General features: G+C 61.5%; 26 protein-coding genes and 1 tRNA gene. 18 read left to right on the plus strand and 9 right to left on the minus strand.

Translation table 11 applies throughout. The annotated features are described in order from the left end of the window. Positions 1-72: 72 nt before the first annotated feature. Positions 73-825 carry a TerC family protein gene (locus RT028_RS14090; protein ID WP_312935742.1) on the minus strand — a complete coding sequence of 251 codons (753 nt, stop codon included), beginning with the start codon at positions 823-825 and terminating at the stop codon, positions 73-75. Positions 826-961: 136 nt separating this feature from the next. Between RT028_RS14090 and nhaR the strand changes: the two genes are divergently transcribed. The 3 genes from nhaR to RT028_RS14105 all read left to right on the plus strand — a co-directional run bounded on the left by nhaR (position 962) and on the right by RT028_RS14105 (position 4,158). After that, a complete protein-coding gene (nhaR, locus tag RT028_RS14095) occupies positions 962-1,864 on the plus strand; it encodes a transcriptional activator NhaR (protein WP_312935743.1) in 903 nt (300 codons plus the stop codon). 314 nt (positions 1,865-2,178) lie between these two features. Continuing rightward, complete coding sequence (sstT, locus tag RT028_RS14100) at positions 2,179-3,390, plus strand: serine/threonine transporter SstT (protein WP_312935744.1); 1,212 nt, start codon at positions 2,179-2,181, stop codon at positions 3,388-3,390. Positions 3,391-3,504: 114 nt separating this feature from the next. Next, entirely contained in the window at positions 3,505-4,158 is a 654-nt protein-coding gene (locus tag RT028_RS14105) for a YceH family protein (protein ID WP_312935745.1), read from the plus strand. Here RT028_RS14105 and RT028_RS14110 read toward each other — a convergent pair. The 5 genes from RT028_RS14110 to RT028_RS14130 all read right to left on the minus strand — a co-directional run bounded on the left by RT028_RS14110 (position 4,141) and on the right by RT028_RS14130 (position 10,297). After that, entirely contained in the window at positions 4,141-4,353 is a 213-nt protein-coding gene (locus RT028_RS14110; protein WP_312935746.1) for a hypothetical protein, read from the minus strand. The genes RT028_RS14105 and RT028_RS14110 overlap by 18 nt on opposite strands. Positions 4,354-4,408: 55 nt before the next feature. After that, positions 4,409-6,205 carry a glycoside hydrolase family 15 protein gene (locus RT028_RS14115; protein ID WP_312935747.1) on the minus strand — a complete coding sequence of 599 codons (1,797 nt, stop codon included), beginning with the start codon at positions 6,203-6,205 and terminating at the stop codon, positions 4,409-4,411. A gap of 137 nt (positions 6,206-6,342) precedes the next feature. Then, complete coding sequence (gene zwf, locus RT028_RS14120; RefSeq protein WP_312935748.1) at positions 6,343-7,836, minus strand: glucose-6-phosphate dehydrogenase; 1,494 nt, start codon at positions 7,834-7,836, stop codon at positions 6,343-6,345. Beyond that, a complete protein-coding gene (gene gnd, locus RT028_RS14125) occupies positions 7,833-8,816 on the minus strand; it encodes a phosphogluconate dehydrogenase (NAD(+)-dependent, decarboxylating) (protein ID WP_312935749.1) in 984 nt (327 codons plus the stop codon). Before gnd ends, zwf begins: the two co-directional genes overlap by 4 nt. Positions 8,817-8,950: 134 nt before the next feature. After that, positions 8,951-10,297: a PLP-dependent aminotransferase family protein gene (locus tag RT028_RS14130; protein WP_312935750.1), complete on the minus strand. Its 1,347-nt coding sequence runs from the start codon at positions 10,295-10,297 to the stop codon at positions 8,951-8,953. 165 nt (positions 10,298-10,462) lie between these two features. Here RT028_RS14130 and RT028_RS14135 point away from each other — a divergent pair, with 165 nt between their 5' ends. Genes RT028_RS14135 through RT028_RS14150 form a run of 4 tightly spaced genes read left to right on the plus strand, consistent with a single transcriptional unit; the run spans position 10,463 to position 14,092 of the window. Continuing rightward, on the plus strand, positions 10,463-11,173 hold the full coding sequence (locus RT028_RS14135) for a serine O-acetyltransferase (RefSeq protein ID WP_312935751.1): 711 nt from the start codon (positions 10,463-10,465) through the stop codon (positions 11,171-11,173). Next, positions 11,170-11,961: an alanyl-tRNA editing protein gene (locus RT028_RS14140; protein ID WP_312935752.1), complete on the plus strand. Its 792-nt coding sequence runs from the start codon at positions 11,170-11,172 to the stop codon at positions 11,959-11,961. Before RT028_RS14135 ends, RT028_RS14140 begins: the two co-directional genes overlap by 4 nt. Continuing rightward, the gene (locus tag RT028_RS14145) at positions 11,958-13,172 is read left to right on the plus strand and encodes an MFS transporter (protein WP_312935753.1); all 1,215 of its coding nucleotides are present in this window, start codon (positions 11,958-11,960) and stop codon (positions 13,170-13,172) included. The genes RT028_RS14140 and RT028_RS14145 overlap by 4 nt, the downstream gene beginning before the upstream one ends. Continuing rightward, positions 13,169-14,092, plus strand: coding sequence for a pyridoxal-phosphate dependent enzyme (locus RT028_RS14150; protein WP_312935754.1), 924 nt, complete (start codon positions 13,169-13,171; stop codon positions 14,090-14,092). The genes RT028_RS14145 and RT028_RS14150 overlap by 4 nt, the downstream gene beginning before the upstream one ends. A gap of 146 nt (positions 14,093-14,238) precedes the next feature. Here RT028_RS14150 and RT028_RS14155 read toward each other — a convergent pair. Next, positions 14,239-14,326: transfer RNA gene (locus RT028_RS14155), tRNA-Ser, on the minus strand. A gap of 123 nt (positions 14,327-14,449) precedes the next feature. Here RT028_RS14155 and RT028_RS14160 point away from each other — a divergent pair. From RT028_RS14160 to RT028_RS14205, 10 genes are all read left to right on the plus strand, one after another. Then, on the plus strand, positions 14,450-15,121 hold the full coding sequence (locus RT028_RS14160; RefSeq protein WP_312935755.1) for a Bax inhibitor-1/YccA family protein: 672 nt from the start codon (positions 14,450-14,452) through the stop codon (positions 15,119-15,121). A gap of 168 nt (positions 15,122-15,289) precedes the next feature. Next, on the plus strand, positions 15,290-16,669 hold the full coding sequence (locus tag RT028_RS14165) for a nucleobase:cation symporter-2 family protein (protein ID WP_312935756.1): 1,380 nt from the start codon (positions 15,290-15,292) through the stop codon (positions 16,667-16,669). A gap of 78 nt (positions 16,670-16,747) precedes the next feature. After that, positions 16,748-17,140 carry a sulfurtransferase complex subunit TusD gene (tusD, locus tag RT028_RS14170; RefSeq protein ID WP_312935757.1) on the plus strand — a complete coding sequence of 131 codons (393 nt, stop codon included), beginning with the start codon at positions 16,748-16,750 and terminating at the stop codon, positions 17,138-17,140. Between the two features lies 1 nt (position 17,141). Then, complete coding sequence (tusC, locus tag RT028_RS14175) at positions 17,142-17,501, plus strand: sulfurtransferase complex subunit TusC (RefSeq protein ID WP_312935758.1); 360 nt, start codon at positions 17,142-17,144, stop codon at positions 17,499-17,501. Then, positions 17,501-17,797, plus strand: coding sequence for a sulfurtransferase complex subunit TusB (gene tusB / locus RT028_RS14180; protein WP_312935759.1), 297 nt, complete (start codon positions 17,501-17,503; stop codon positions 17,795-17,797). Before tusC ends, tusB begins: the two co-directional genes overlap by 1 nt. Next, positions 17,794-18,129, plus strand: a complete 336-nt coding sequence (locus RT028_RS14185) for a TusE/DsrC/DsvC family sulfur relay protein (RefSeq protein WP_312935760.1) — start codon at positions 17,794-17,796, stop codon at positions 18,127-18,129. The genes tusB and RT028_RS14185 overlap by 4 nt, the downstream gene beginning before the upstream one ends. Beyond that, entirely contained in the window at positions 18,126-19,127 is a 1,002-nt protein-coding gene (locus tag RT028_RS14190; RefSeq protein ID WP_312935761.1) for a glycosyl transferase family protein, read from the plus strand. Before RT028_RS14185 ends, RT028_RS14190 begins: the two co-directional genes overlap by 4 nt. 94 nt (positions 19,128-19,221) lie before the next feature. Then, entirely contained in the window at positions 19,222-20,184 is a 963-nt protein-coding gene (locus tag RT028_RS14195; RefSeq protein WP_312935762.1) for a glutathione S-transferase family protein, read from the plus strand. A gap of 94 nt (positions 20,185-20,278) precedes the next feature. Then, positions 20,279-20,779: an LEA type 2 family protein gene (locus tag RT028_RS14200; RefSeq protein ID WP_312935767.1), complete on the plus strand. Its 501-nt coding sequence runs from the start codon at positions 20,279-20,281 to the stop codon at positions 20,777-20,779. Positions 20,780-20,792: 13 nt separating this feature from the next. Further along, positions 20,793-21,365, plus strand: a complete 573-nt coding sequence (locus RT028_RS14205; protein WP_312935763.1) for a GNAT family N-acetyltransferase — start codon at positions 20,793-20,795, stop codon at positions 21,363-21,365. Here the strand turns inward: RT028_RS14205 and RT028_RS14210 are convergent, their stop codons facing one another. Beyond that, complete coding sequence (locus RT028_RS14210) at positions 21,366-21,629, minus strand: hypothetical protein (protein ID WP_312935764.1); 264 nt, start codon at positions 21,627-21,629, stop codon at positions 21,366-21,368. A gap of 129 nt (positions 21,630-21,758) precedes the next feature. Here RT028_RS14210 and RT028_RS14215 point away from each other — a divergent pair, with 129 nt between their 5' ends. After that, entirely contained in the window at positions 21,759-22,079 is a 321-nt protein-coding gene (locus tag RT028_RS14215) for a YqjD family protein (protein WP_312935765.1), read from the plus strand. A 28-nt stretch (positions 22,080-22,107) separates the two neighbouring features. Here RT028_RS14215 and RT028_RS14220 read toward each other — a convergent pair whose 3' ends face one another. After that, on the minus strand, positions 22,108-22,725 hold the full coding sequence (locus tag RT028_RS14220) for a tRNA-(ms[2]io[6]A)-hydroxylase (protein WP_312935766.1): 618 nt from the start codon (positions 22,723-22,725) through the stop codon (positions 22,108-22,110). Between the last annotated feature and the right edge of the window lie 385 nt (positions 22,726-23,110).

A 23,110-nucleotide genomic window follows, 5' to 3' on the forward strand; every position in this document is an offset into this window, starting at 1 on the left:
CTCGAGCCTGCGGCGTCGCCGCGGCCCACGCTCGAGCGCTAGCTGCCGCAGTGCAACGCGGCGTGACGATGCCTAACCCTTGGTTGCATTACCTTTGGTGCGTGCCCGGCGCGCCATGATGTTGAGCAGCTCGATCAAGGTCGAGAAGGCCATGGCCGCATACACATAACCCTTCGGCACATGAGCGCCAAAACCTTCGGCGATCAAGGTCATGCCGATCATGATCAGGAAGCCCAGGGCCAGCATCACGACGGTCGGGTTGTCGCTGATGAACTTGGCCAGCGGGTCGGCGGCCACCAGCATCACGATGACGGCGCTGATCACGGCGATGACCATGATCGGCAGGTGCTCGGTCATGCCCACGGCGGTGATGATGCTGTCGATCGAGAACACGATGTCGAGGATCAGGATCTGCACGATGGCCGCGCTGAAACCCAGGGTCACCGTCGAACCGGCCTTGGCCTCTTCCTTGGCGCCATGCGGGTCGACGCTCTCGTGAATCTCCTTGGTCGCCTTCCACAGCAGGAACAGGCCACCGGCAATCAGGATCATGTCTTTCCAGGAGAACGCATGCCCGAACACCTCGAACACCGGCTCGGTCAGTTGCACGATCCAGGCCACGGTGCTGAGCAGCGCCAGGCGCATCACCAGCGCCATGCTGATACCGATACGACGCGCCTTGGAACGATAGGCAACCGGCAGCTTGTTGGTGAGGATCGAGATGAAGATCAGGTTATCGATACCCAGCACGACTTCCATTGCCACCAACGTGGCCAGCGCCACCCAAGCAGTAGGGTTTGAGGCAAGTTGCAACAGGTAGTCCATGGTTCAGGTCTCTGCGATGGCATCGTTGGGCCGCGCCAGGCGCGGCATTGCGGGCATGTTAGCGGGCAATAATCATCAGGAAAATTCGGTTTTTTCATGGGTATACTTCGGTATTTCCGAAGCGAACGCGCGTCTGATGCTCAATTATCGTCAGCTCCACTACTTCTGGGTCACAGCCAGGACGGGCAGCATCGCTCGCGCCAGCGAACAGCTGAATCTGACCCCGCAGACCATCAGCGGGCAGATCAGCCTGTTCGAACAGGCGCATGGCATCACGCTGTTCCAGCGGGTTGGGCGCCACCTCGAACTCACTGAAAGCGGCCGGCGCACGCTGACCTATGCCGACCAGATGTTTCAGATCGCCGGGGAACTGGAAACCCTGCTGCGCACCTCTCCCGACGAGCAGCCAGTGCTGTTTCGCGTAGGGGTGGCAGACATGGTGCCCAAGTCGATCGTCTACCGCCTGCTGGCGCCCGCCATGGAATTGGAGCGCGCGCTGCGCATCAGTTGCCGCGAGGGCCAGCTTGACCGGCTATTGGCCGACCTCGCCATCCAGCGCCTGGACCTGGTCATCTCCGACAGCCCCATGCCCAGCCACCTGGACATCAAGGGCTACAGCCAGAAGCTGGGGGAATCCGGGCTGAGCTTCTTCGCCAGCCCCGCCCTGGCCCGCCAGTTGCCGACTGCCTTCCCGGCGTGCCTGGACAACGCACCGCTGCTGATTCCCGGGCAGGACACCATGCTGCGCAGCCGCCTGCTACGCTGGCTGGCCGAGCAGCAGGTGCAGCCGCAGATCATCGGCGAGTTCGATGACAGTGCGTTGATGCAGGCATTCGGTCAGTCAGGCAGCGGTTTGTTCGTGGCACCGAGTGTGATCGCCGAAGAAGTCTGCCGGCAGTGCGCCGTGCAGTTGATCGGCCAGACTGACGCGGTGACCGAAGCGTTCTACGCCATTTCCGTGGAGCGCAAGGTCAAGCATCCCGGGATCGTTGCCATTACCGAGGGCGCACAGCGCGCACTGTTCACGGCCAGCATCTGAGTGAAATGTCTGCGCGAAGGCTGGGCATGGCCGGTGGCTGTCCCGCGAAGCGGGCCAGACGCGCAGCGTACTGAAGCACATGGGGATGACGTTGGGGACGCCCGGTCAGGGACGCCCGGTCTGGGACGCTCGGCCAAGAACGTCCAGTGAGGGTGCTGGGTTGAGGACGCAGGGCCGGGGCCGGCCTCGCGGCCCGTTTCAACACAACAAGGGCGAGCGCCGCCAGATTCGAGACAACGCCTGACACCGCTCCTGAACGGCACGCGGCGGCCTATGGTAGAGTCCGCCGCTCATCGCTCGAGGCTCCGCTGCACATGTCCGTCGTCTTCCGCCTGCTCAACCGCATCAGCCTGGTCACCCAGATCGTCATCGCCCTGATCGCCGGCATTCTGCTGGCGATTTTCGCACCTGCCGTGGCTGCCGACCTGACCCTCCCGGGCACGGTCTTCGTCTCTGCATTGAAAGCGGTGGCGCCGATTCTGGTGTTCGTACTGGTGATCGCTGCCATCGCCAACCATCAACAGGGCCAGCAAACGCACATCCGGCCGATTCTCTGGCTGTACCTGTTCGGCACCTTCTCTGCCGCGGCACTGGCCGTGGTGGTCAGCATGCAGTTTCCCTCAACCCTGGTGCTCAATGTGCAGCAGAGTGATCTGAGCGCACCCGGTGGTATCGGCGAGGTGCTGCAGGGGCTGTTGCTCAGTGCAGTGCAGAACCCGGTAAAGGCCCTGATCGAGGCCAACTTCATCGGCATACTCACCTGGGGCATCGCCCTGGGCGTGCTGCTGCGCAAGGCCGGCAAGGCTACGCGCGGACTGGTCGATGATCTGGCCACGGCAGTGACTGATCTGGTACGCCTGGTGATTCGCTTTGCGCCGTTGGGCATCTTTGGCCTGGTCGCCTCGACCCTGGCCCAGACGGGCCTGCAGGCGCTGATGGGTTACGTGCACCTGCTTGCCGTGCTGATCGGCTGCATGCTCGGCGTGGCGCTGGTGATCAACCCGCTGATCACCTTCTGCATGATCCGTCGCAACCCCTACCCGCTGGTCCTGCAATGCCTGCGTGAAAGCGGCATTACCGCGTTCTTCACCCGCAGCTCGGCAGCCAACATCCCGGTCAACCTGGCGTTGGCGGAAAAGCTCGGCCTGCATGAAGACACGTATTCAGTATCGATCCCGCTCGGCGCCACCATCAACATGGCCGGCGCCGCCATCACCATCACCGTGCTGACGCTCGCCGCCGTGCATACCCTGGGCATTCATGTCGACCTGCCCACCGCCCTGCTGCTGAGCGTGGTGGCGTCGATCTGTGCCTGTGGTGCTTCAGGGGTCGCGGGCGGGTCGTTACTGTTGATTCCGCTGGCCTGTGGCCTGTTCGGCATTCCCAGCGAAGTCGCCATGCAGGTGGTAGCGGTCGGCTTCATCATCGGGGTGTTGCAGGACTCGGCAGAAACCGCGCTCAACTCCTCCACCGATGTCATCTTCACGGCCGCCGCCTGCGAGGCGATGGACCGTCACAGCGCCTGACCCTGCGCCGGCCAGCGACGGCTGGCCGGCTGACCCGGCACTGCGCATGACCATTGCCTAACCCCCCAGCCACCTCCTACGCTAGTGGCCTTTTCATCGCATCGAGGCAAGGCCATGTCAGACCAGCACAGCGCGGACACTGCACGCTTCAATGAAGTCGAGATCCGCGTCCTCGGCTCACTGATCGAAAAGCAAGCCACCAGCCCGGAAAGCTACCCGTTGACCCTCAACGCGCTGGTCGTGGCGTGCAACCAGAAGACCAGCCGCGAACCGGTCCTGAACCTCAGCGCCGGCCAGGTGGGCCAGGCCTTGCGCGCACTGGAAGGCCAGGACATGGCGCGTCTGCAGATGGGTAGCCGCGCCGACCGCTGGGAGCATCGCCTGGACAAGGCCCTGGAACTGGTGCCCGCGCAGCGCGTGCTGCTGGGGCTCCTGTTCCTTCGCGGCCCGCAGACCCTCAGCGAGCTGCTCGCGCGTAGCCAGCGCCTGCACGCCTTCGAAGACCTCGATCAGGTGCAGCACCAGCTCGAGCGCCTGGTGACCCGCGAGCTGGCCCTGCACCTGCCCCGCCAAGCGGGACAGCGCGAGGATCGCTATACCCACGCCTTGGGCGACCCGGCGCAGATCGACGCGATCCTGGCCGCGCGTCAGCACGGTGGCCCGGGTGATGCACCGCGCAACAGTGCGGCGGTTTCGGAAGATCGCATCGAAGCGCTGGAAGCCCGCATCGCGGCCCTGGAAGCGCGGCTGTCAGCGCTGGAAGATTGACGCGGCCGGCGCATCCGCTCCAGGAAAATGACGGCAGCTCTTGCGCTCGGCCATCTCGCGCGCGGTCGGGCGCTGATCAACGAACACCGTTCGGCCGTCGGCGTAGATTTCCAGGTAGCCCCAGTGCAGATCGGCTTCGTGCTGACCGGGTTTGGGCGGCACGAGCCACCAGGGTTCACGGCTGATCAGGCGCATCGGGCGGCTCCGCTAGAGGGGACAGGCTTTACTATAGCCCTGCCCCCTGGCCTGGCTATTCGCCGCAGGTGGTGCGATCGAGTACAGGTGTTTCGGCGCGGTGCAGGGTCAAGGCGCTGTTGATGATGCCGATGTGGCTGAATGCCTGAGGGAAGTTACCGAGCATGCGCTGGCTGCGTGGGTCGTACTGCTCGGCCAGCAGGCCGACATCGTTGCACAACCCCAACAGCCGCTCGTACAGCGCGCGCGCTTCGTCCTTGCGGTCCAGCAGTACGTAGACATCGCACAGCCAGAAGGTACAGACCAGGAACGTGCCTTCGCCCGCGCTCAGCCCATCGGTGCAACTGTCGGTGTCGTAGCGCATCAACAGGCCGTCCTGCAACAGGCGCCGCTCGATCTGCTCCACGGTGCGCACGAAACGGGGGTCAGTGGCCGGCAGGAAACCGGTCAGGGCGATCTGCAGCAGACTGGCATCCATCTCTTTCGAGCCATAGGCCTGGACAAAATACTGACCACTCGGGTCCAGCCCCTGTTCGCAGACTTCGCGGTGTATCTGATTGGCGATCTCGCGATAATGCTGGCCGCGCTCGGCATCCTGCTCGGTCTCTGCCAGACTCGCCGAGCGGTCGAAAGCGACCCAGGCCATCACCTTTGAATGCACGAAGTGCTGGCGCTGCCCGCGCACTTCCCAGATACCTTCGTCCGGCTCACGCCAGATGCTTTCCACGAACGGCAGAATCAGGCGGGCGATGGCTGCGCTGCGCGGATGGCGCGGCAAACCGGCCTTGATCGCCTGGCTCATGGCATCGGCCACCTCGCCATAGATGTCCAGTTGGCGTTGCCCCGCAGCGCCGTTGCCGACGCGTACCGGTTTGGAATGCTCGTAGCCGGCCAGCCATGGCAGGTCGTATTCCTGCAGATCGCGCTCGCCGGCAAGGCCGTACATGATCTGCATCTGCTCGGGGTTGCCGGCCACCGAACGCAACAACCACTCGCGCCAGGCCTGCGCCTCCTCCACATAACCCAGGTTGAGAAACGCCAAGAGGGTCATGGTCGCGTCACGCAGCCAGCAATAGCGATAATCCCAGTTGCGCTCACCGCCCAGGCGCTCGGGCAAAGAGGTGGTCACCGCCGCGACGATGCCGCCGGTGGGTGCGTAGGTCATGGCTTTGAGGGTGATCAGCGAACGCCTGACCTGCTTGCTGTAAGTCCCGACCTCCGGGCAGCGCCCAGCGAAGGTCCGCCATTGGTCCACGGTCTGCCCGAACACATAGTCGATGTCGAAACCCGGTTGCACCGGCAGGTGCGAAGGCTCGTGGCGCAGGCTGAACGTCTCGCGCTCCCCCGCGCTGACGCGAAATCGCGCCACGGTGTGGTGGTCGACGGCATGGGGCGCCACGCTGCTGACCAGCACCAGGCGATCCGGGCCAGCCACGGCCGTAAGGGTGTGCGGATCGAGTTTTTCTACCCAGGGCACGGTACGGCCATAGTCGAAACGCATCACCAGATCCATCTCGAAATGCACTTCGCCGCTCAGGCCTTCGATGATGCGTACCACCGAATTGCCATCGCTCAGCGGCATCAGGTCCAGCACCCGCGCGCTACCGCCAGCGGTCACGTAGGTGGTTTCCAGCACCAGCGTGTCATCCAGGTAGCGGCGTTCGCTGTGCTCCACACTGTCAGTGGGGGCAATGCGCCAGCGACCGTTTTCTTCATTGCCCAGCAGGCTGGCAAACACTGCCGGCGCATCGAAGCGCGGCAGGCACAGCCAGTCTAGCGAGCCGTTACGGTTGACCAGGGCCGCGCTGCGGCAGTTGCCGAGCAGGGCGTAGTCTTCGATCAAAGCGGTCATGGGGGCCTCAGCGGTCAGTCATCGAGTTCGCGGTGGATCACCGTTGGGGCTTTGCAGAATGCGTCGAGACCTCGCCAAGCTGTGCCTGGCCCGGGTTTCAACACGCCTGATACCCCCCCCCGGCGCGGCGCTGTCAGTCAGCCCAAGTCATGCCACTGACGCTTGTCGCGCGTCAGCAATTCATCTCCGGCAGCCGGGCCATCTTCGCCGGCTGGATACTCATGCACCTCGCCTCCCTCAGCCCAGGCATCGAGGAACGGTTGCACGGCGCGCCAGCCGTTCTCGATGTTGTCGGCGCGTTGAAACAGGGTCTGGTCGCCGGTCAGGCAGTCGTAGATCAGCGTTTCGTAACCGGTGGCCGGGGTCATCTGGAAGAAATCCTTGTAGGCAAACCCCAGTTCGACATTCTGTGTGATCAGCTCCGGACCAGGACGCTTGGCCTGCAGGTCGAACCACATCCCCTCGTTCGGCTGGATCTGGATCTTCAGGTAATTGGGCTTGGGCCGTGCCAGCGCAGAATCGCGGAACTGCGCGTACGGTGCCGGTTTGAAACAGATGGCGATTTCCGTGTCGCGCACACTCATGCGCTTGCCGGTGCGCAGGTAGAACGGCACGCCGGCCCAGCGCCAGTTGTCGATCATCACCTTCAGGGCCACATAGGTTTCGGTCTGGCTGGCCGGATCGACGTTGTCTTCATCACGGTAACCGGCGAGCTGCTTGCCGGCGGCATACTGGCCACGTACCGAGTTCTTCAAGGCCAGCTTGCTCGACCAGGGCCGGATAGCGCCGATCACCTTGGCCTTCTCACCACGCACCGCATCGGCACCGAAGGCCGCCGGCGGCTCCATAGCAACCATGGCCAACAGCTGAAACAGGTGATTGGGCACCATGTCGCGCAGGGCACCGGTGTTGTCGTAGAAGGCGCCGCGGGTCTCGACACCCACGGTTTCAGCGGCGGTGATCTGCACGTGGTCGATGTAGTGGTTGTTCCAGAACGACTCGAACAGCCCGTTGGAGAAGCGACTGACCAGAATGTTCTGGACGGTTTCCTTGCCCAGATAATGGTCGATCCGATAGATCTGCCGTTCGTTCATCACGCTCAGCAGACACGCGTTGAGGGCCTGGGCGCTGGCCAGGTCGGTGCCAAAAGGCTTTTCCACCACGATGCGGCGAAAGCCCCCGGCGGACTCGTCCAGCAACCCGGCCTCACCCAGGCGCTTGGCCACTTCCGGGAAGAAGCGCGGCGACGTGGCCAGGTAGAAGATTGCGTTGCCGTGTTCGGTCTGGGCGATCCGTTCGCCGACGGCCTGGTAGGTGTCGGCACTCAGGAAGTCGCCGGTCTGGTAGTCCAGGCGCTTGGCCAGGCTGGCCCAGAGTTTTTTGTCGAGGCTCGAAGGCGCCCCCTCCCCCCCGGCGTCGCGTTCGGCGAGGAAATCGTGCAAGCGCTCGGCGAAGGCTTCGGCGGTCGACTCGTTATGGTCAACGCCAACGATGCGCAGGTTGCGATCCAGCAACCCGTCACGGCTGAGGTTGTACAGCGCGGGCATCAGCAGGCGCTTGACCAGATCGCCACTGGCGCCGAACAGGAACAGCGTGCAGGGTGGAGCGGCGGGCGTCTTCGGTGCACTCATGGGCTTTTCTTCTCCACATGACCACCGAAGCCCAGGCGCATGGCCGAGAGCACTTTGTCACCGTAGGTGCCTTGCTGCTGGCGCGAGCGGAAGCGGGCGAACAGCGCGCTCGACAACACCGGCACCGGGGTCGCCTGCTCGACGGCAGCGTCGACGGTCCAGCGCCCTTCGCCGCTATCGGAGACCGAGCCGCTGAACTGCGACAGGTGCGGGTCGGCAGCCATGGCATCGGCAGTCAGGTCCAGCAGCCAGGAGGTGATGACGCTGCCACGGCGCCAGACTTCAGCGATTTCCGGCAGGTTGAGGTCGAAGCGCTGCGCTTCGGGCAACTCATCGCTGCCCTTGCTGCGCAGCAGGTCGAAGCCCTCGGCATAGGCCTGCATGAGGCCGTACTCGATACCGTTGTGCACCATCTTCACGTAATGGCCGGCGCCAGGCGGGCCGGCGTGCAGGTAGCCGTGCTCGGCACGCTGGTGCTCGCCGGTCAGGCCATGGGTGCGCGGGATGTCGCCAACGCCGGGGGCCAGGGCAGCGAACAGCGGTTCCAGGCGCTCGAACACGTCCTTCTCGCCACCGATCATCATGCAGTAGCCACGTTCCAGGCCCCATACGCCGCCCGAGGTGCCGACGTCGAGGTAATGCAGCCCGCGCGTGGCCAGTTCGGCAGCGCGACGCATGTCGTCTTTATAGAAGGTGTTGCCGCCATCGATGATCGAGTCACCAGGCTCCAGCAGATCGGCCAGTTGCGCGATGGTCTGCTCGGTCGGCTCGCCAGCGGGAAGCATGACCCAGACCGCGCGAGGCGCTTGCAGCGCATTGACGACCGCTGCCAGGTCGTGGGCTGCCACAGCGCCCTCGCCTGCCAGCGTTTCGACCGCCTGAAGATCACGGTCGTGCGCGGCGATGTGGTGCCCCGCGCGCATCAACCGTCTTGCGATGTTGCCGCCCATGCGGCCCAGCCCGACGATTCCTAATTGCATGTGCCGGTGCTCCTACTTGATGTGATGACTGGAGATATTCAGATTAGTCCCGCGCGCTGGCCGAGGGTTCAGCACACGCGGAACATTACACCTGCCCGCCTGACCGGTCCCAGGTGTTGCGTTGATCGGGGCGGTCAGGACGTCGTAACGGCGAAGTGCCGTGCCACGTCCTGGGAGAAGTGTGTGCAGTTGATGCGCGCATAGCGCCGGTAGTCACGCGTGACGGCGAATGCCGAGCCGGGCATGAGCAGGATCTTCTGCCGCTCCAGCGCACTGATCAGCGGCTGCAGGTCCGGCACGTCGGGGTGATAGGCCCAGATGAACATGCCGCCCTGCGGCTCGATGTCGAACTGCCAACCACGCGCCAGCAGCAACTTTTGCGTCTGGACCTGCTGGCTGATCAGGCGCTGCTGCACGTCCTTCATGTGCCGGGCATAGGTGCCGTCGGTGAGAATGGTGTTGACGAAGCGTTCACAGAACGCCGGAACGGCCACGCACGTCAGCAGTTTCAGGCGAGTCAGGGGTTCGATCAGCTCCTGCGCGCAGGCGATGTAGCCGACCCGCAATGAGGCAGACAGGCACTTGGAAAAACTGCCGATGTAGATGACCCGCTCCAGGTTGTCCAGCTCGGCGAAGGTCTGCCGTATGTCCGGGCTGAAATCGCCATAAACGTCGTCTTCCACCACATAGAACTCATGCTCGATGGCCAGGCGCAGCACCTTGAAGGCGTTGTGTGGAGTGATGTTACCGCCGGTAGGATTATGGAACGTGCTGTTGCAGAAGAAGGCACGCACCTTGTGTTGGCTCAGGTGCGCCTGCATCTGGGCGATGTCCGGGCCGTCCTGGCCGCGGGCGATGCCCACCACATGGCCACCGGCCAACTGAATGAGCCTGATCAGGTTGCCATTACCTGGCTCATCGACGAACACATGGTCGCCCGGCTTGATCAGCAGACGCGCCAGCAGGTCCAGCGCCTGGGTGGCGCCCAGGGTGGTGATGACCTGGCTGGGCCGCGCGTCCACACGCGTCTGCCGCTTCATGTGCACGCACAACTGCTTGCGCATGGGCAGGTGACCGAGAATGTCGCCGTATTCGGCCAGGGAACTCTGCTCGAGCCGTGCAGTTCGCCGAATCGCCTTGGCCAGCGAATCGGTGTCGCGCCACGCTGGCGGCAACCAGCCGCAGCCCAGCTTGGTGTAGTGCTGACCGCCCTGCAGCAGCCGGAACAACGGATCGCTGTCCATGCTCAGCGGGTCATGGCTCACCGCGATCTGCGCGGCACGGCTGGTCACGAAGTAGCCGCGCCCGGCGAACGCGGTCAGTTCACCTTCACTGACCAGACGCGCATAGGCCGCAACGGCATCGTGGTAGCTGTGCTCGCCGGCCGCCAGCTTGCGAATCGACGGCATGCGCTGCCCGGCCAGCCATTCCCCTTCGGCCAGGCGCTGCTTCAGGGAGTCATACAGAGCACTGTTGCTCATGGCGTCACCGCAAACTGTTAGGAAATTAAGGCTAACAGTTAACTGGAAACGTTGTCGACTGTTCGTTCATCAGGGTTTGAATAGTGCCACTATTCATTGCGCGGCGTGTCTCGCTAATTATCTGTAACGCCAAAACCTGAGACCAGATCACTGGAAAGCGACCCAATGGCCCATACGGACATGCAAACCCCTGCACCCATTCGACTGCCTGTTCATTTCGAACCGGAGTCACTTTCTACCGTGAAGAACTTGCTGACCGCTGCATTGCTGGAATGCTGTTCGGCCGCAGAGTTCAACACGCTTAATAACACGTCGCTGATTCAAGACGTTGCCGAGCAATGCCACGAAGACTTGCTGGCCTTCGCCATGAAAGATCCTGCTTCCGGATTCGATCCAATCTTCATTGCCAGAAGCTATACCTCTTATGCAGCGGTACTTCATTACCGCCTCGCCCATCAAGTGCACCTGCAATATATCGCTCAAGTCAATGACGCACAGTGTCTGGCGGCGATGATTTCGCGCCGCGGCAAGATGCTCTCCGGTGCAGAAATTCATTTCCGCAGCCGTATCGGTGAACGCTTCATCATCGATCACGGCATGGGCACGGTCATTGGTGAAACCAGCGTCATCGGTGACGACTGCTACATCCTTGGCGGCGTCACCCTCGGCGCCCGCGGCATCAGCCATAACCCCGCCAGCCCGCGCCACCCACAGCTTGGCGACCGCGTACAGGTCGGAGCATTTTCCTCTGTGCTGGGCTCGGTGAGCATCGGCAACGACGTCTTCATCGGGCCCAACTGCATCATCAGCAAGGATGTCCCTGCACGCGCTCGGGTACAGGTTAAAACTTCACTGCAAATGGTATTGGAACAATGAATAGCCTATTGAACAACGAAGTGCTGCGCAGCACCGAGAAGCTGTACTACCAAGATCAATACCTGACCGCGGCCTCGACGCGAGTGACACGCGTACATGCCGACGCACTGGAACTCGACAGCACAGTTGCCTATCCCGAAGGCGGCGGCCAGGAGGCTGATCAGGGCACCATTGAATTACCGGTTGGTACAGTGCGTTTCATATGGGCGAAGAAACTCTATGGCACGCCTATCCGCCTTGAAGGTTTCAAAGGCGGAAAGATAGGCGGGATCATTCTGCACATGATTCACCCGGATGATTTGCACTTGCTTGAACAGGTGACCCCGGACATGCCCGCGCGTATCAGTATCGATGCCCTGCGCCGCGACCGTCTGACACTTTCGCACAGTGCCAGCCACTTTCTGTATGCGGCGGCCATTCAACTTCGCCAGGAACTTGAACAGTGGACCATCGGCTGCCACATCAAGGAAGACGGTGCGCGATTCGACTTCCTCGTCGAAGACGCCTTCAGCACTGAAGAGGTGCGTGAGATCGAGCGCCTGGCCAATGAGCTGATCGCGCTGGAAGACGTGATCGGCAACACCGCCGTACAAGGTCTGGAGGATGCGCGGCTGTGGTCCTACCGCGGCATCGAGATCCCCTGCGGCGGTACTCACCTGGACTCGCCTCGGCGCATCGGCCGCTTGAGCGTGCGCCGCAAGCGCCTGGGCAAGAGCAAGGAGCGGTTGATCTGCGAATTTCCGGATGCCTCGACCGATCTGTCCTTCTACCGCGAGCACAACGCATGAACAGCCGCCTGCCCCGCCGCACCTACCTGTATTTCACTGCGCAGTCGATCAACCTCACCACAGCGGTGATGTCGGTCACCATGGCGGCCATCGTCGGTTCCGCGCTGGCCCCGGCGGCACAGTGGTCCACCCTGCCTTACGGTGTGCAGTTCCTGTGTGTGATGCTGGCCACCTACCCGGTATCCCGGCTGATGAGCCGTATCGGTCGCAAACCGGCGTTCATGCTCGGCGCACTGCCTCTGGTGGCGTCCGGGGTATGCGGTTACCTGGCAGTCGAGCATCGGCAGTTCGCGCTGCTGGTGCTCAGCCACGCTGCGCTGGGGGTCTACATCGCGTTCGCCAACTTCAACCGCTTCGCGGCCACGGACAATCTTCAACAGTCGCTCAAGCCCAAGGCGCTGTCCCTGGTCGTGGCGGGCGGCGTGGTCGCTGCGGTAGTGGGCCCCACTCTGACTGAACTGCTGCGCGAAGTCGCCGGGTACTCCTTGTTCTCGCTGTGCTACGCCGCGTTCATTGGCTTGGCGGGGCTGTCGCTGACGATTGCCCTGTGCTTGCCAGCTGCGGCCGCGACGCCGCCAGCGGCGACTGCGCCGGTCAGCAAGGCAACTGCCGCCGGTGCACCGCTCTGGACCCCGACACGGGTGATCGCCATGGCCGTGGCCGCCGTGGGCTACGGGATCATGAACCTGCTGATGATCCAGGCATCGATGCATATGCAGCATATGCACGAGTCGTTTTCCGACGTGCGCCTGGCGATCCAGTGGCACGTGATCGCCATGTTCGCGCCGTCCTTCTTCACCGGCGCGATCATCGACAAACTCGGCCTGCGCGTCACCCTCTGCAGCGGCCTGGCAATGCTGATCGCCTGCGCCATCCTCAACATGACCTTGCACGGCTATGCAGCGATGACCGTCTCGCTGATTGTCCTGGGTCTGGGCTGGAACCTGACTTACGTGGGCGGCGGCGCCCTGCTCGCACAGAGCCTGCAGAACAGCCCGAGCGCCATGCAGATGCAGGGCAAGAACGATCTGGCGATCGCCATCTTCGCCACCCTCGGCGCTTTCAGCCCGGCACTGCTGCTGAGTTCGGTCGGCTGGGTGGGCACCAATGCCATCTGCCTGGGCCTGTGCATCGTGCTGCTGCTAAGCGCCGCCTACGTGCTGCAGAGCAAGCCACAGCCGCACTACGCACCGGTGGGCATCAACAAATGAGCAAGTTGATCCGCACCGCCGAGCGCATCCTGACCAAACTGGAAATGCACAACCCGGGCGGCAGCCACAAGTACCGCGCCGCCAAACACATCATCGACTGCGCGGTGCGCAACGGCGACATCATCCCGGGCGAGACTACCGTGATCGAAAAAACCGGCGGCAACTTCGGCTTTGGCCTGATCGCGGCCTGCCATCGACACAATGTCGCCGTGGAGCTGGCCGTAGGCCTCGGCTTCAGTCAGACCAAGCGCGATCTGCTGGAATGCTTCGGCGCGACACTGATCGGCAAGGACATGCTGCTGGCCGGCGCCACGCCCAAGGACGTGGTGACCCACCGTCTGGAGCAACAAGCGGCGCTGGGCAGGTCGTACTTCTATACCGATCAGTTCAACAACACCGCGGGGGTCGACGCCCACCGCTACCAGACCGCTACGGAGCTGGCCTGCCAATTGATCCAGGCCCGCGCCGGCAAGGAACTGCTGTTCGTTGGCTGCGCCGGGACCGGCGCGAGCTTCTCCGGCATCACGCTGGGCCTGCGTGATCAGGGGTTCGACGTCGAGACCGTGCTGGTCGACCCCTCCGGCTGCGATTCGAAAGCCGGCCTATTCGCCGAGCATCGTTTCGAGGGCATGGCAGTCGGGGTGACCCCGCCGTTCCTGGACTGGGCCTTGGTCGCTCAACGCTGTACCGTTTCGCAAGAGCAAATGCTCACAGCCCAACGGACCTTCTACATGCAGAGCGGCGCGTTCGTCGGCAACACCGCCGCGGCGTGCCTGGCTGTGGCGCAGCGGTTGGTGCAGCGACCTGAGCATGCGCACAAGACAGTGGTCACCATCGCCTACGATGCGGGGCTCTGGTATCAGGATCTGCAGAAGGCGGGGGTGGCTCAGGGGCGGTCGCCAGCAGGGTGTGAGGGGTGATTGGGAATGGTTGAGGCGGGGCAGCGCTTCAGGGAGGCGAGGCAGTGGAAGCGCTTGCCAATCGGATCGAGTCGGTGGCGGACAAGGAGCCTGGGTTTTGCTTGCCCTGAAACGCAAAAACCCCCGATTTCTCGGGGGTTTGAATGTGGCGGAAGCGTAGAGATTCGAACTCTAGGATAGTTGCCCATCGACGGTTTTCAAGACCGTTGCCTTAAACCACTCGGCCACGCTTCCAACTGTTTTGCGGGCGCCATCATACCTCAATGAAACAAGCTGTCAAACTCTCTATGTCGCGCTTTCCTTTGGCTCTGATATGCTCCTGCAACTACATGTTTCAACACCACTAGGAGTGTCGCCATGCGCGAACAGGATTACGCCCTTCGGGACGGCCAGCAGATCGAGCAGCAGGAGGTCAGCAAAGTCCTGCGTAACACCTACGGACTGTTGGCGCTCACCCTTGCCTTCAGCGGCGTCATGGCCTTCATGGCTCAACAGATGCGGGTCGGTTATCCGAACGTGTTCGTGGTGCTGATCGGCTTCTACGGCCTGTTCTTCCTCACTGCCAAGCTGCGTGATTCGGTGTGGGGCCTGGTCTCTACTTTCGCCCTCACCGGTTTCATGGGCTTCATTCTCGGCCCGATCCTCAACCGCTATCTCGGCATGGCTGGCGGCGCCGAAATCGTCAGCTCGGCGTTTGCCATGACCGCGCTGGTCTTCGGTGGCCTGTCGGCCTACGTGCTGATCAGCCGCAAGGACATGAGCTTCCTCAGCGGCTTCATCACTGCGGGCTTCTTCGTCTTGCTAGGCGCCGTCGTGGCAAGCTTCTTCTTCCAGATCAGCGGCCTGCAACTGGCTATCAGCGCTGGCTTCGTGCTGTTCTCGTCGGTCTGCATTCTGTTCCAGACCAGCGCGATCATCCACGGCGGTGAGCGTAACTACATCATGGCGACGATCAGCCTGTACGTGTCGATCTACAACCTGTTCGTCAGCTTGCTGCAGCTGTTCGGCCTGATGGGTCGCGACGACTGATCGGCAACTGTCGTGTTGTGCAAAAGCCCGCTTAGGCGGGCTTTTTGTTGCCCGCTATCAATGCGCAATGTGTGACAGCCCAGGCGCGACAGTACACTCGCCCTGACCTCTACCCCAAACACTCGACGCACCGTAGAATGCGCTCCTTTTTTCTGGGGACACACCTCCATGACTTCGCACGAGCACGGTACCCAAGCGTCCGAGCCTGACCACGATCTGGTTCTGGGTCTGGAGGACAAGCCCCGCCTCTTGATCGGCTTGCTAGCAGCCCTGCAACACCTACTGGCAATCATTGTCCCCATCGTCACACCGGGTCTGCTCATCTGCCAAGCCCTTGGGGTCTCCTCCCGCGACACCAACCTCATCGTCTCCATGTCGCTGGTCATCTCAGGCATTGCCACCTTCGTGCAGTGCAAACGCTTTGGCCCATTCGGGGCAGGCCTGCTGATCGTGCAGGGTACCAGCTTCAACTTCGTCGGGCCGTTGATCGCCGGTGGCAGCCTGATGGTCCAGCAAGGCACACCCGTCGAGGCGGTGATGGCCGCTATCTTCGGCGTGGTGATTGCGGGCTCGTTCATCGAAATGGGCATTTCGCGAGCACTGCCGTTCATCAAGCGGCTGATCACACCTCTGGTGACCGGCATCGTCGTGCTGATGATCGGTCTCACCTTGATCAAGGTCGGGCTCATCAGTATGGGCGGCGGCTTTTCAGCAATGGCTGATGGCACCTTCGCCAACCGTGAAAATCTGCTGCTCTCGGGCGTCGTGCTGGCAATCATCGTCCTGCTCAACCGCATTCCGGTGGTGTGGATGCGCAGTTGCGCGATCGTGATCGCCCTCATGGTGGGCTACGGACTGGCAGGCTACCTGGGCAGGCTCGACTTCACCGGCATGCACGAGGCAGCGCTGTTCCAGGTGCCGACGCCTCTGCATTTCGGGCTCGGGTTTTCCTGGGCACTGTTCATTCCGATGCTGGTCATCTACCTGGTGACCTCGCTCGAGGCCATCGGTGATGTCACGGCCACCAGCAAGGTATCGCGTCAACCCGTCGAAGGCCCCCTGTGGATGCAGAGGATCAAAGGCGGCGTGTTGGTCAACGGTGCGAACTCGCTGCTCGCTGGCCTGTTCAATACGTTTCCCAGTTCGATCTTCGCGCAGAACAACGGCGTCATTCAGCTGACCGGGATTGCCAGCCGGCACATCGGTATCTGGATCGCTGCCATGCTTGTCTTGCTTGGACTGTTTCCCAGCGTTGCAGGCGTGATCCAGGCCGTACCCGAGCCGGTGCTCGGCGGCGCCGCCATGGTGATGTTCGGCGCGGTTGCGGCGTCGGGTATCAACATTCTGGCCAGCACCACACTTGATCGCAGGGCGCTGCTGATCATCGCTGTCTCACTGGCACTGGGGCTGGGCATAGCCCAGGTACCTGAGTTCCTCGCGCACATGCCGGGCGCGGTGCGCGCAGTCTTGGAGTCGGGTGTCGCCACCGGTGGCATCTGCGCGTTGCTGCTCAACTGGTTTCTGCCTGAACATCCAGCCAAGGCGTAAGACACGGTAATCATTGAGGGAACTGCTGCCCTGGGCATTTTGCTCTATCATGGCGGCAGTTCCTCTTCAGAGTCGTCCATGAAATTCGCGATTGCGGTCTTTTCCCCCGCCCATGCGCCCTCCTCACGTCGGGCTCTTCGCTTTGCCGAAGCGGCGCTGCAAGCCGGCCACGACATCACCCGCCTGTTCTTCTATCAGGAGGGGGTGCACAGTGCCTCCGCCAATATCGTAGCCCCACAAGACGAAGCGGATATTGCCGCGCAATGGCGCGCGCTCATCGAACAACGCCAGCTCGACGCCGTGGTGTGCATTGCTGCTGCCCTTCGTCGCGGCGTACTGAACCAGGAAGAGGCCGAGCGTTATCAGCGCCCTGCGGCCAACTTGCCCTCGCCATGGGTGCTCTCCGGTCTTGGCCAATTGCATGAAGCCGCGCAGAGCGCAGATCGTCTGATCTGTTTTGGAGGAGACTGAGATGGCGAAGTCGATGCTGATCATCAGCCGCCAGGGTCCGTGGTCGGGGCCCTCAGCACGTGAAGCGTTGGACATCGCCTTGGCGGGCGGCGCGTTCGACCTGGAACTGGCCGTGCTCTTTCTCGATGACGGCGTATTCCAGCTCGCGGGTGCGCAGCAACCTGCCGCGCTGGAACAAAAAGACCTGACCGCCAACCTGCAGGCATTGCCCCTGTTTGGTGTGGATCAGTTGTTCGCCTGCCAGTCCAGCCTGGCGCTCAGAGGCATCGACGCGACCCGCCTGACCCTGCCGATCGATGTCCTGGAGGACGCCGCATTGCGTGCGCTGATCAACCTTTACGACCATGTGGTGACCCTCTGATGGCTACCTTGCACGTCATTGCCCATTCGCCGTTCGGCGATGACCGCCTGGAGAGCTGCCTGCGCCTGCTCGACATCAATGATGCAGTGCTGCTGTGCGCAGATGCCGTCAACGCGCTCAGGATGGGCAGCGCGACAGCCGCGCAACTGAACGCAGCGGGCCTGGATGGACGCCTGTTCGCGCTCGAAGAAGACATGACCGCCCGCGCGATTTCCAGCAACCTGGCGCAAACCATCGACTACCCGACATTCGTCGAGCTGTCGCTGCGCTACGACAAGGTCAACAGCTGGTTATGAGCACACTGGATGTATCTGGCCACACCGTCAGCCTGGACAAGGATGGCTTTCTCGTGGACCTGGAGCAATGGTCACACCCGGTGGCTGAGGCACTCGCCCTGCGTGAGGGAATTGCCCTCACTGATGATCACTGGCAAGTGCTCACGCTCCTCAGGGACTTCTACCAGCAGTATCAGCTCTCCCCAGCGACCCGCCCCCTGGTCAAATATGCAGCTCTGAAGCTCGGGCCGGAAAAGGGCAACAGCCCGCACCTCAATCGCTTGTTCAATGGCACTCCCGCCAAGCTCGCCGCCAAGCTCGCCGGCCTTCCGAAACCAACCAACTGCATATGACCGAGCCACGCCCCCTCACCTTGGAAACACCCGCAGAACATCCCTTCGCAGCGTTCGTTCGCACGCTTGGCAAAGGCAAGCGGGGTGCCCGAGGCCTCACCCGTGAGGAGTCACAGGCGGCAATGGGCATGTTGCTGGAAGGTGCAGTCGAAGACGCACAGCTCGGCGCCTTCCTGATGTTGTTGCGGCATAAAGAAGAGACGCCAGAGGAATTGGCCGGGTTCACCGAAGCGGTACGCCAGCACCTCGCAGCGCCAGCGATCGCCGTCGACATTGATTGGCCAAGCTATGCGGGCAAGAAACGCCACCTCCCTTGGTACCTGCTCGCAGCCAAGTGCCTGGCTGATAACGGTGTGCGCATCTTGCTGCACGGCGGCGGCGCACACACGGCTGGCCGGCTTTACACTGAACAGTTGCTCGACACGCTCGATATTCCCCTCTGCCGAAGCTGGGAAGCCGTTGCAACCGCGCTTGATCAGCACGCACTGGCGTTTTTTCCACTGCAGGACTGGGCTCCTCAACTGCAGCGGATGATCGACCTGCGCACCGTCCTGGGCCTGCGCTCACCTATCCACTCGCTGGCTCGCGTGCTCAATCCGCTAGGTGCCCGATGCGGGCTGCAAAGTATCTTCCATCCGGGTTATCAGGCTGTACACCGCGAAGCCAGCCGCTTGCTGGGCGATCATGCGATCGTGGTGAAAGGCGACGGCGGAGAGATCGAAATCAACCCTGATGTGCTCAGCCATCTGTATGGCACTACCGACGGCGAGGCATGGGATGAACAATGGCCGGCACTGAGTACACAGCGGCACGTCAAACCCGCGTCTCTGCAACCGCAGCACTTGCTGGACGTCTGGCAAGGCAAGGCGCAGGACAGTTATGGCGAGCTGGCCGTTGTATCGACCATGGCCTTGGCACTTCGAGGCTTGGGCAATGATCGCGAGCAGGCTTTCAAGACCGCCCGTGACTACTGGGACTCGCGCACACTCATCCGCTGATTCGATCAAACTCCTCCAGGTTTTACGCTTTTCATTCGAACACCGCTCCCTACACTGAGCTCCAAACGGAATCATCAACGGTTGGGGAGTGGACATGGGTTTGTTGATTGATGGCTGCTGGCATGACCAGTGGTATGAAACCAAAGACGGCGCGTTCAAGCGTGAACAGGCGCAACGTCGCGACTCGCTGCCAGCCCCTGAGGCAGGCAGGTACCATCTCTATGTATCGCTGGCCTGCCCGTGGGCCCACCGCGCGCTGATCATGCGCGAGCTGAAAGGTCTGACGCCGCTGATCGATGTGTCGGTGGTCAGCTGGCTGATGGCAGACCATGGCTGGACCTTCGACACGCAGCAGGGCTCGACAGGCGACCGGCTTGACGGCCTTGAGTATCTTCATCAGCGCTATACCCGCGATGATCCACATTACAGCGGGCGCGTAACCGTCCCGGTGCTCTGGGACTGCAGTGAGCAGCGCATCATCAACAACGAGTCTGCCGAGATCATACGCATCTTCAACACCGCGTTCGATCAGCTGACAGGCAACACGCTCGACCTCTATCCCGAACCGCTGCGCGCCACCATTGATGCGCTCAACGCGCGCATCTACCCTGCTGTCAACAATGGCGTTTATCAGGCAGGGTTTGCTACCACCCAAGAAGCCTATGAGGCTGCGTTCGATGCAGTGTTCAATGAACTGGATACCCTGGAGTGTCATCTTGAGCACACCCGCTATCTGGCAGGCGACTACCTGACCGAGGCGGACATACGCCTCTTCACGACCTTAATCCGTTTCGATGCGGTCTATCACGGCCACTTCAAGTGCAATCTGCGGCGTTTGAGCGATTATTCCAACCTTTCCAACTGGCTACGTGAGCTGTACCAGTGGCCAGGTATCGCGTCGACCGTGAGCATTGAGCACATCCAGAAGCATTACTACCTCAGCCACGCGACCATCAATCCCAATGGCATCGTTCCCAAAGGTCCACATCTGGACTTCAACGAACCTCATGATCGTGAGCGCTTGTCCGGCCGCGGCATCTGGTCGGCCACGAACTGACCTGCGCCCTCAACCGTAGCCTGGACGATCAGTGTTTCCGATCGTCTCGGCCATGTGTCACTCTGCGGATCCGCCTATGGCTGAGGACCTCGACATGGCTAAGCTTTTGCACCCTCTAATCAGGTGCGCACTGGCGCTGGCGTTAGCCGTAGGGCTCAGTGCCTGTTCGCTGATCCAGCCGCAAGATCCTCTGACCATCAACGTCATCGGCATCGATCCACTCCCGGGCCAGGATCTGGAGCTACGAATGGCGGTCAAGCTCAGAGTGCAGAACCCCAATGACCAGAACCTGGAATTCAAGGGGGTTGCCTTGAAGCTTCAGATCAATGACCAGCCCTTTGCAACTGGTGTCAGTGATCAGCATGGACATATCGGTAGCTACAGCGAACACGTGATCACGGTGCCAATGACTGTGACCGCTTTCGCTTTTTTGCGTCAGGCCTATGGCATGACCCAGCTGACATCGCTACAAGGATTGCCCTATGTGATCAGTGGCAAGCTGGCCACCGGTACAATCGGGGCCGTGCGCTTTGAATACAAAGGACGGCTTGATCTACCGCGCACGTTTGGCCAGCCTCTGGTGCCCTTTCGTTAAAGGAATAACGCTTATGTATCCATCGACGCCTCAACTCACCACGCCCCGCTTGCTGCTAAAACCGTTGCAGCTCGGCGACGCAGCAGCCATCCAACTGCATTTCGGTCAATGGGAGGTGGTGCGTTATCTGAACGCGCGCGTGCCATGGCCGTACCCGGACGACGGGGCGCTACGTTTCGTGCAAGACGTTTGCCTGCCTGCGGTCGCACGCGGCGAGCAGTGGCACTGGACGATTCGCTTGCTGAGTGACCCTGAGGCTGTGATCGGCAGCATCAGTCTGATGCTCGAACCCGATAACAACCGCGGCTTCTGGCTCGCGCCAGCGTGGCAAGGCCAAGGCTACATGAGCGAAGCGTGCGCTGTGGTCGATACCTTCTGGTTTGTCGACCTGCAGCAACCAGTCATGAGGGTGCCAAAGGCGGCCAGCAACACAGGGTCGCGAAAGCTTTCGGAGCGTGCAGGCATGCGCGTGATCAGACGTGGTGAAAGCGACTATGTGAGCGGTCGCTTACCCGAAGAGCTGTGGGAGATTTCCGGTGAAGAATGGCGGCGTAGACAGGCGCCCACGCTAGCCATCACAGATTAGTCAGCGACTGTTCGCGGCGGCAGCCATCATCTTGTTCACTTCCAGGCGTACCAAGCTGGCGAAATCCGGTGGATTGAGGCCGTCGAGCTCTGCTCGGACCCACTCTGCCCACCTACCTTTGCGGCGGGATTTTTCCGAAATGAGTCTGCCGGCTTCCGCCTTGGCTTTACCCAGGTTGCTTTGCCAGAAATCAAAGAGCCTGGATTTTTCCGCCTCGATTTGCGCGCGCTCTGCGAAGCTCAAGTTGGCCAGATTGAAACTCATGCCGATGTCCTGCTGCTCGAAAACGGGGCCGCCATTTTACACGTGCGTCTGGCAAGGTCAGCAATCGATTGCAACTTTCGCTGCCCTGCGGCATCCATTCATTAATTCCAACTGAAGAGGACGCATGTCATGGCCAGGAAATCCACTGCACAAACTGAAAGCGAACAGATCAAGGACCAGGTGTTCAGCGATTTGCAGTCGCTGATCGAGGAATCTGAAAAGTTGCTCAGCGAAAGCGCTTCGCTGGTCGGTGAAGAAGCTGAAACACTGCGTGCGCAGATCAGCACAAAATTGCGCGAAGCACGGGACGCTGCGGGCAACCTGCGTAACAAGGCTCAGCCTGTTGTCGAAGCCACTCAGGACTATATCGGTGGCCATCCGTGGCAGACCGTTGCGGTCTCGGCAGGCTTCGGTCTGGTCGTGGGCCTGCTGCTGGGTCGTCGCTACTAGGCAACCGAATGCTCAGCCGCCTGCCTCATCAGGCGGCCTGAGCCATTGGCACGCCGCTGTGAAAACGCAACTCCTGATCTACCGAGCTGATCAACTCCATCTCTGTCACCCTCACCCGCTCGATTACCCGTGCAATGTCAGCGGCGTCGCCATACTGATGGGCAAGCTTCAGATAGCCCTGGTAGTGCCGCGCTTCACTGTTCAGCAATCCGTGATAAAATGTCGCCAGCTCCTCATCCAGATGCGGCACTAACGCTGCAAAGCGTTCACAGCTGCGCGCCTCGATAAATGCCCCCACCACTAGCGTATCCACCAACTTGGCAGGCTCGTGAGTTCGAACCACTCGGCGCAATCCGGACGCGTAACGGCCTGCGGATACAGGACGCAGTGCCACACCTCGGCGCTTCATGAGACGTAACACCTGTTCATGGTGCACCAGCTCTTCACGGGCGAGGCGCGACATCATGTTGATCAGATCCAGATGACCGTTGTACTTGGCGATAAGGCTCAATGCTGTACTGGCAGCCTTGAACTCGCAGTTCTTATGGTCGATGAGTAGCGTTTCTTGATCCGCCAGTGCTGCTTCAATCCAGGCATCAGGGGTTGGACAGCCAAGAAAGGCATCGATTTCAGGGATCAGGGACATGGCTCTCACACATTGGGATGCTTTGCAGGGCCGGGAATTATACCGGTGGCGCTCGTTAGCACCAGTGCCCGTGTTTGACGCTTGTTGGGCAGCAACTGCTCGTCGGACTTATAGCTAAGTCATGCAAGAGTGTTCATGGGAGTCAGCGCCATGCAATCAGCCCGCAGCACACTGGCCGTTCTGCATTTCGAACATGCACCAGATTGCCAAAGTCACTGGCGGTCGTTTACACCTGATCATGTATGGAAAACATAACAATCATGCCAGCCTGCTCTCGTTACTGGCTCTGACCAAGCTCGTTCCACCTCAGGTAAATAAAGCTTGAAACGCAGAAAAGACAAAACCCCTACCTGCATGCGCAGATAGGGGTTTTGCGAAATGAATC

It is taken from the genome of Pseudomonas sp. (assembly GCF_032058845.1).
Lineage (GTDB): Bacteria > Pseudomonadota > Gammaproteobacteria > Pseudomonadales > Pseudomonadaceae > Aquipseudomonas.

Excerpts from the sequence above, each read along its gene's own strand:
- RT028_RS14150 (WP_312935754.1), top strand. The coding sequence starts at position 13,169 with ATGAGCAAGTTGATCCGCACCGCCGAGCGCATCCTGACCAAACTGGAA.
- RT028_RS14140 (WP_312935752.1), top strand. The coding sequence starts at position 11,170 with ATGAATAGCCTATTGAACAACGAAGTGCTGCGCAGCACCGAGAAGCTG.
- zwf (WP_312935748.1), bottom strand. The coding sequence starts at position 7,836 with ATGAGTGCACCGAAGACGCCCGCCGCTCCACCCTGCACGCTGTTCCTG.
- RT028_RS14195 (WP_312935762.1), top strand. The coding sequence starts at position 19,222 with ATGGGTTTGTTGATTGATGGCTGCTGGCATGACCAGTGGTATGAAACC.
- RT028_RS14145 (WP_312935753.1), top strand. The coding sequence starts at position 11,958 with ATGAACAGCCGCCTGCCCCGCCGCACCTACCTGTATTTCACTGCGCAG.
- tusD (WP_312935757.1), top strand. The coding sequence starts at position 16,748 with ATGAAATTCGCGATTGCGGTCTTTTCCCCCGCCCATGCGCCCTCCTCA.
- RT028_RS14165 (WP_312935756.1), top strand. The coding sequence starts at position 15,290 with ATGACTTCGCACGAGCACGGTACCCAAGCGTCCGAGCCTGACCACGAT.
- RT028_RS14115 (WP_312935747.1), bottom strand. The coding sequence starts at position 6,205 with ATGACCGCTTTGATCGAAGACTACGCCCTGCTCGGCAACTGCCGCAGC.
- RT028_RS14105 (WP_312935745.1), top strand. The coding sequence starts at position 3,505 with ATGTCAGACCAGCACAGCGCGGACACTGCACGCTTCAATGAAGTCGAG.
- tusC (WP_312935758.1), top strand. The coding sequence starts at position 17,142 with ATGGCGAAGTCGATGCTGATCATCAGCCGCCAGGGTCCGTGGTCGGGG.
- RT028_RS14200 (WP_312935767.1), top strand. The coding sequence starts at position 20,279 with ATGGCTAAGCTTTTGCACCCTCTAATCAGGTGCGCACTGGCGCTGGCG.
- RT028_RS14130 (WP_312935750.1), bottom strand. The coding sequence starts at position 10,297 with ATGAGCAACAGTGCTCTGTATGACTCCCTGAAGCAGCGCCTGGCCGAA.
- RT028_RS14210 (WP_312935764.1), bottom strand. The coding sequence starts at position 21,629 with ATGAGTTTCAATCTGGCCAACTTGAGCTTCGCAGAGCGCGCGCAAATC.
- gnd (WP_312935749.1), bottom strand. The coding sequence starts at position 8,816 with ATGCAATTAGGAATCGTCGGGCTGGGCCGCATGGGCGGCAACATCGCA.
- RT028_RS14110 (WP_312935746.1), bottom strand. The coding sequence starts at position 4,353 with ATGCGCCTGATCAGCCGTGAACCCTGGTGGCTCGTGCCGCCCAAACCC.
- RT028_RS14185 (WP_312935760.1), top strand. The coding sequence starts at position 17,794 with ATGAGCACACTGGATGTATCTGGCCACACCGTCAGCCTGGACAAGGAT.
- RT028_RS14205 (WP_312935763.1), top strand. The coding sequence starts at position 20,793 with ATGTATCCATCGACGCCTCAACTCACCACGCCCCGCTTGCTGCTAAAA.
- sstT (WP_312935744.1), top strand. The coding sequence starts at position 2,179 with ATGTCCGTCGTCTTCCGCCTGCTCAACCGCATCAGCCTGGTCACCCAG.
- RT028_RS14135 (WP_312935751.1), top strand. The coding sequence starts at position 10,463 with ATGGCCCATACGGACATGCAAACCCCTGCACCCATTCGACTGCCTGTT.
- tusB (WP_312935759.1), top strand. The coding sequence starts at position 17,501 with ATGGCTACCTTGCACGTCATTGCCCATTCGCCGTTCGGCGATGACCGC.
- RT028_RS14190 (WP_312935761.1), top strand. The coding sequence starts at position 18,126 with ATGACCGAGCCACGCCCCCTCACCTTGGAAACACCCGCAGAACATCCC.
- RT028_RS14215 (WP_312935765.1), top strand. The coding sequence starts at position 21,759 with ATGGCCAGGAAATCCACTGCACAAACTGAAAGCGAACAGATCAAGGAC.
- RT028_RS14160 (WP_312935755.1), top strand. The coding sequence starts at position 14,450 with ATGCGCGAACAGGATTACGCCCTTCGGGACGGCCAGCAGATCGAGCAG.
- RT028_RS14220 (WP_312935766.1), bottom strand. The coding sequence starts at position 22,725 with ATGTCCCTGATCCCTGAAATCGATGCCTTTCTTGGCTGTCCAACCCCT.
- RT028_RS14090 (WP_312935742.1), bottom strand. The coding sequence starts at position 825 with ATGGACTACCTGTTGCAACTTGCCTCAAACCCTACTGCTTGGGTGGCG.
- nhaR (WP_312935743.1), top strand. The coding sequence starts at position 962 with ATGCTCAATTATCGTCAGCTCCACTACTTCTGGGTCACAGCCAGGACG.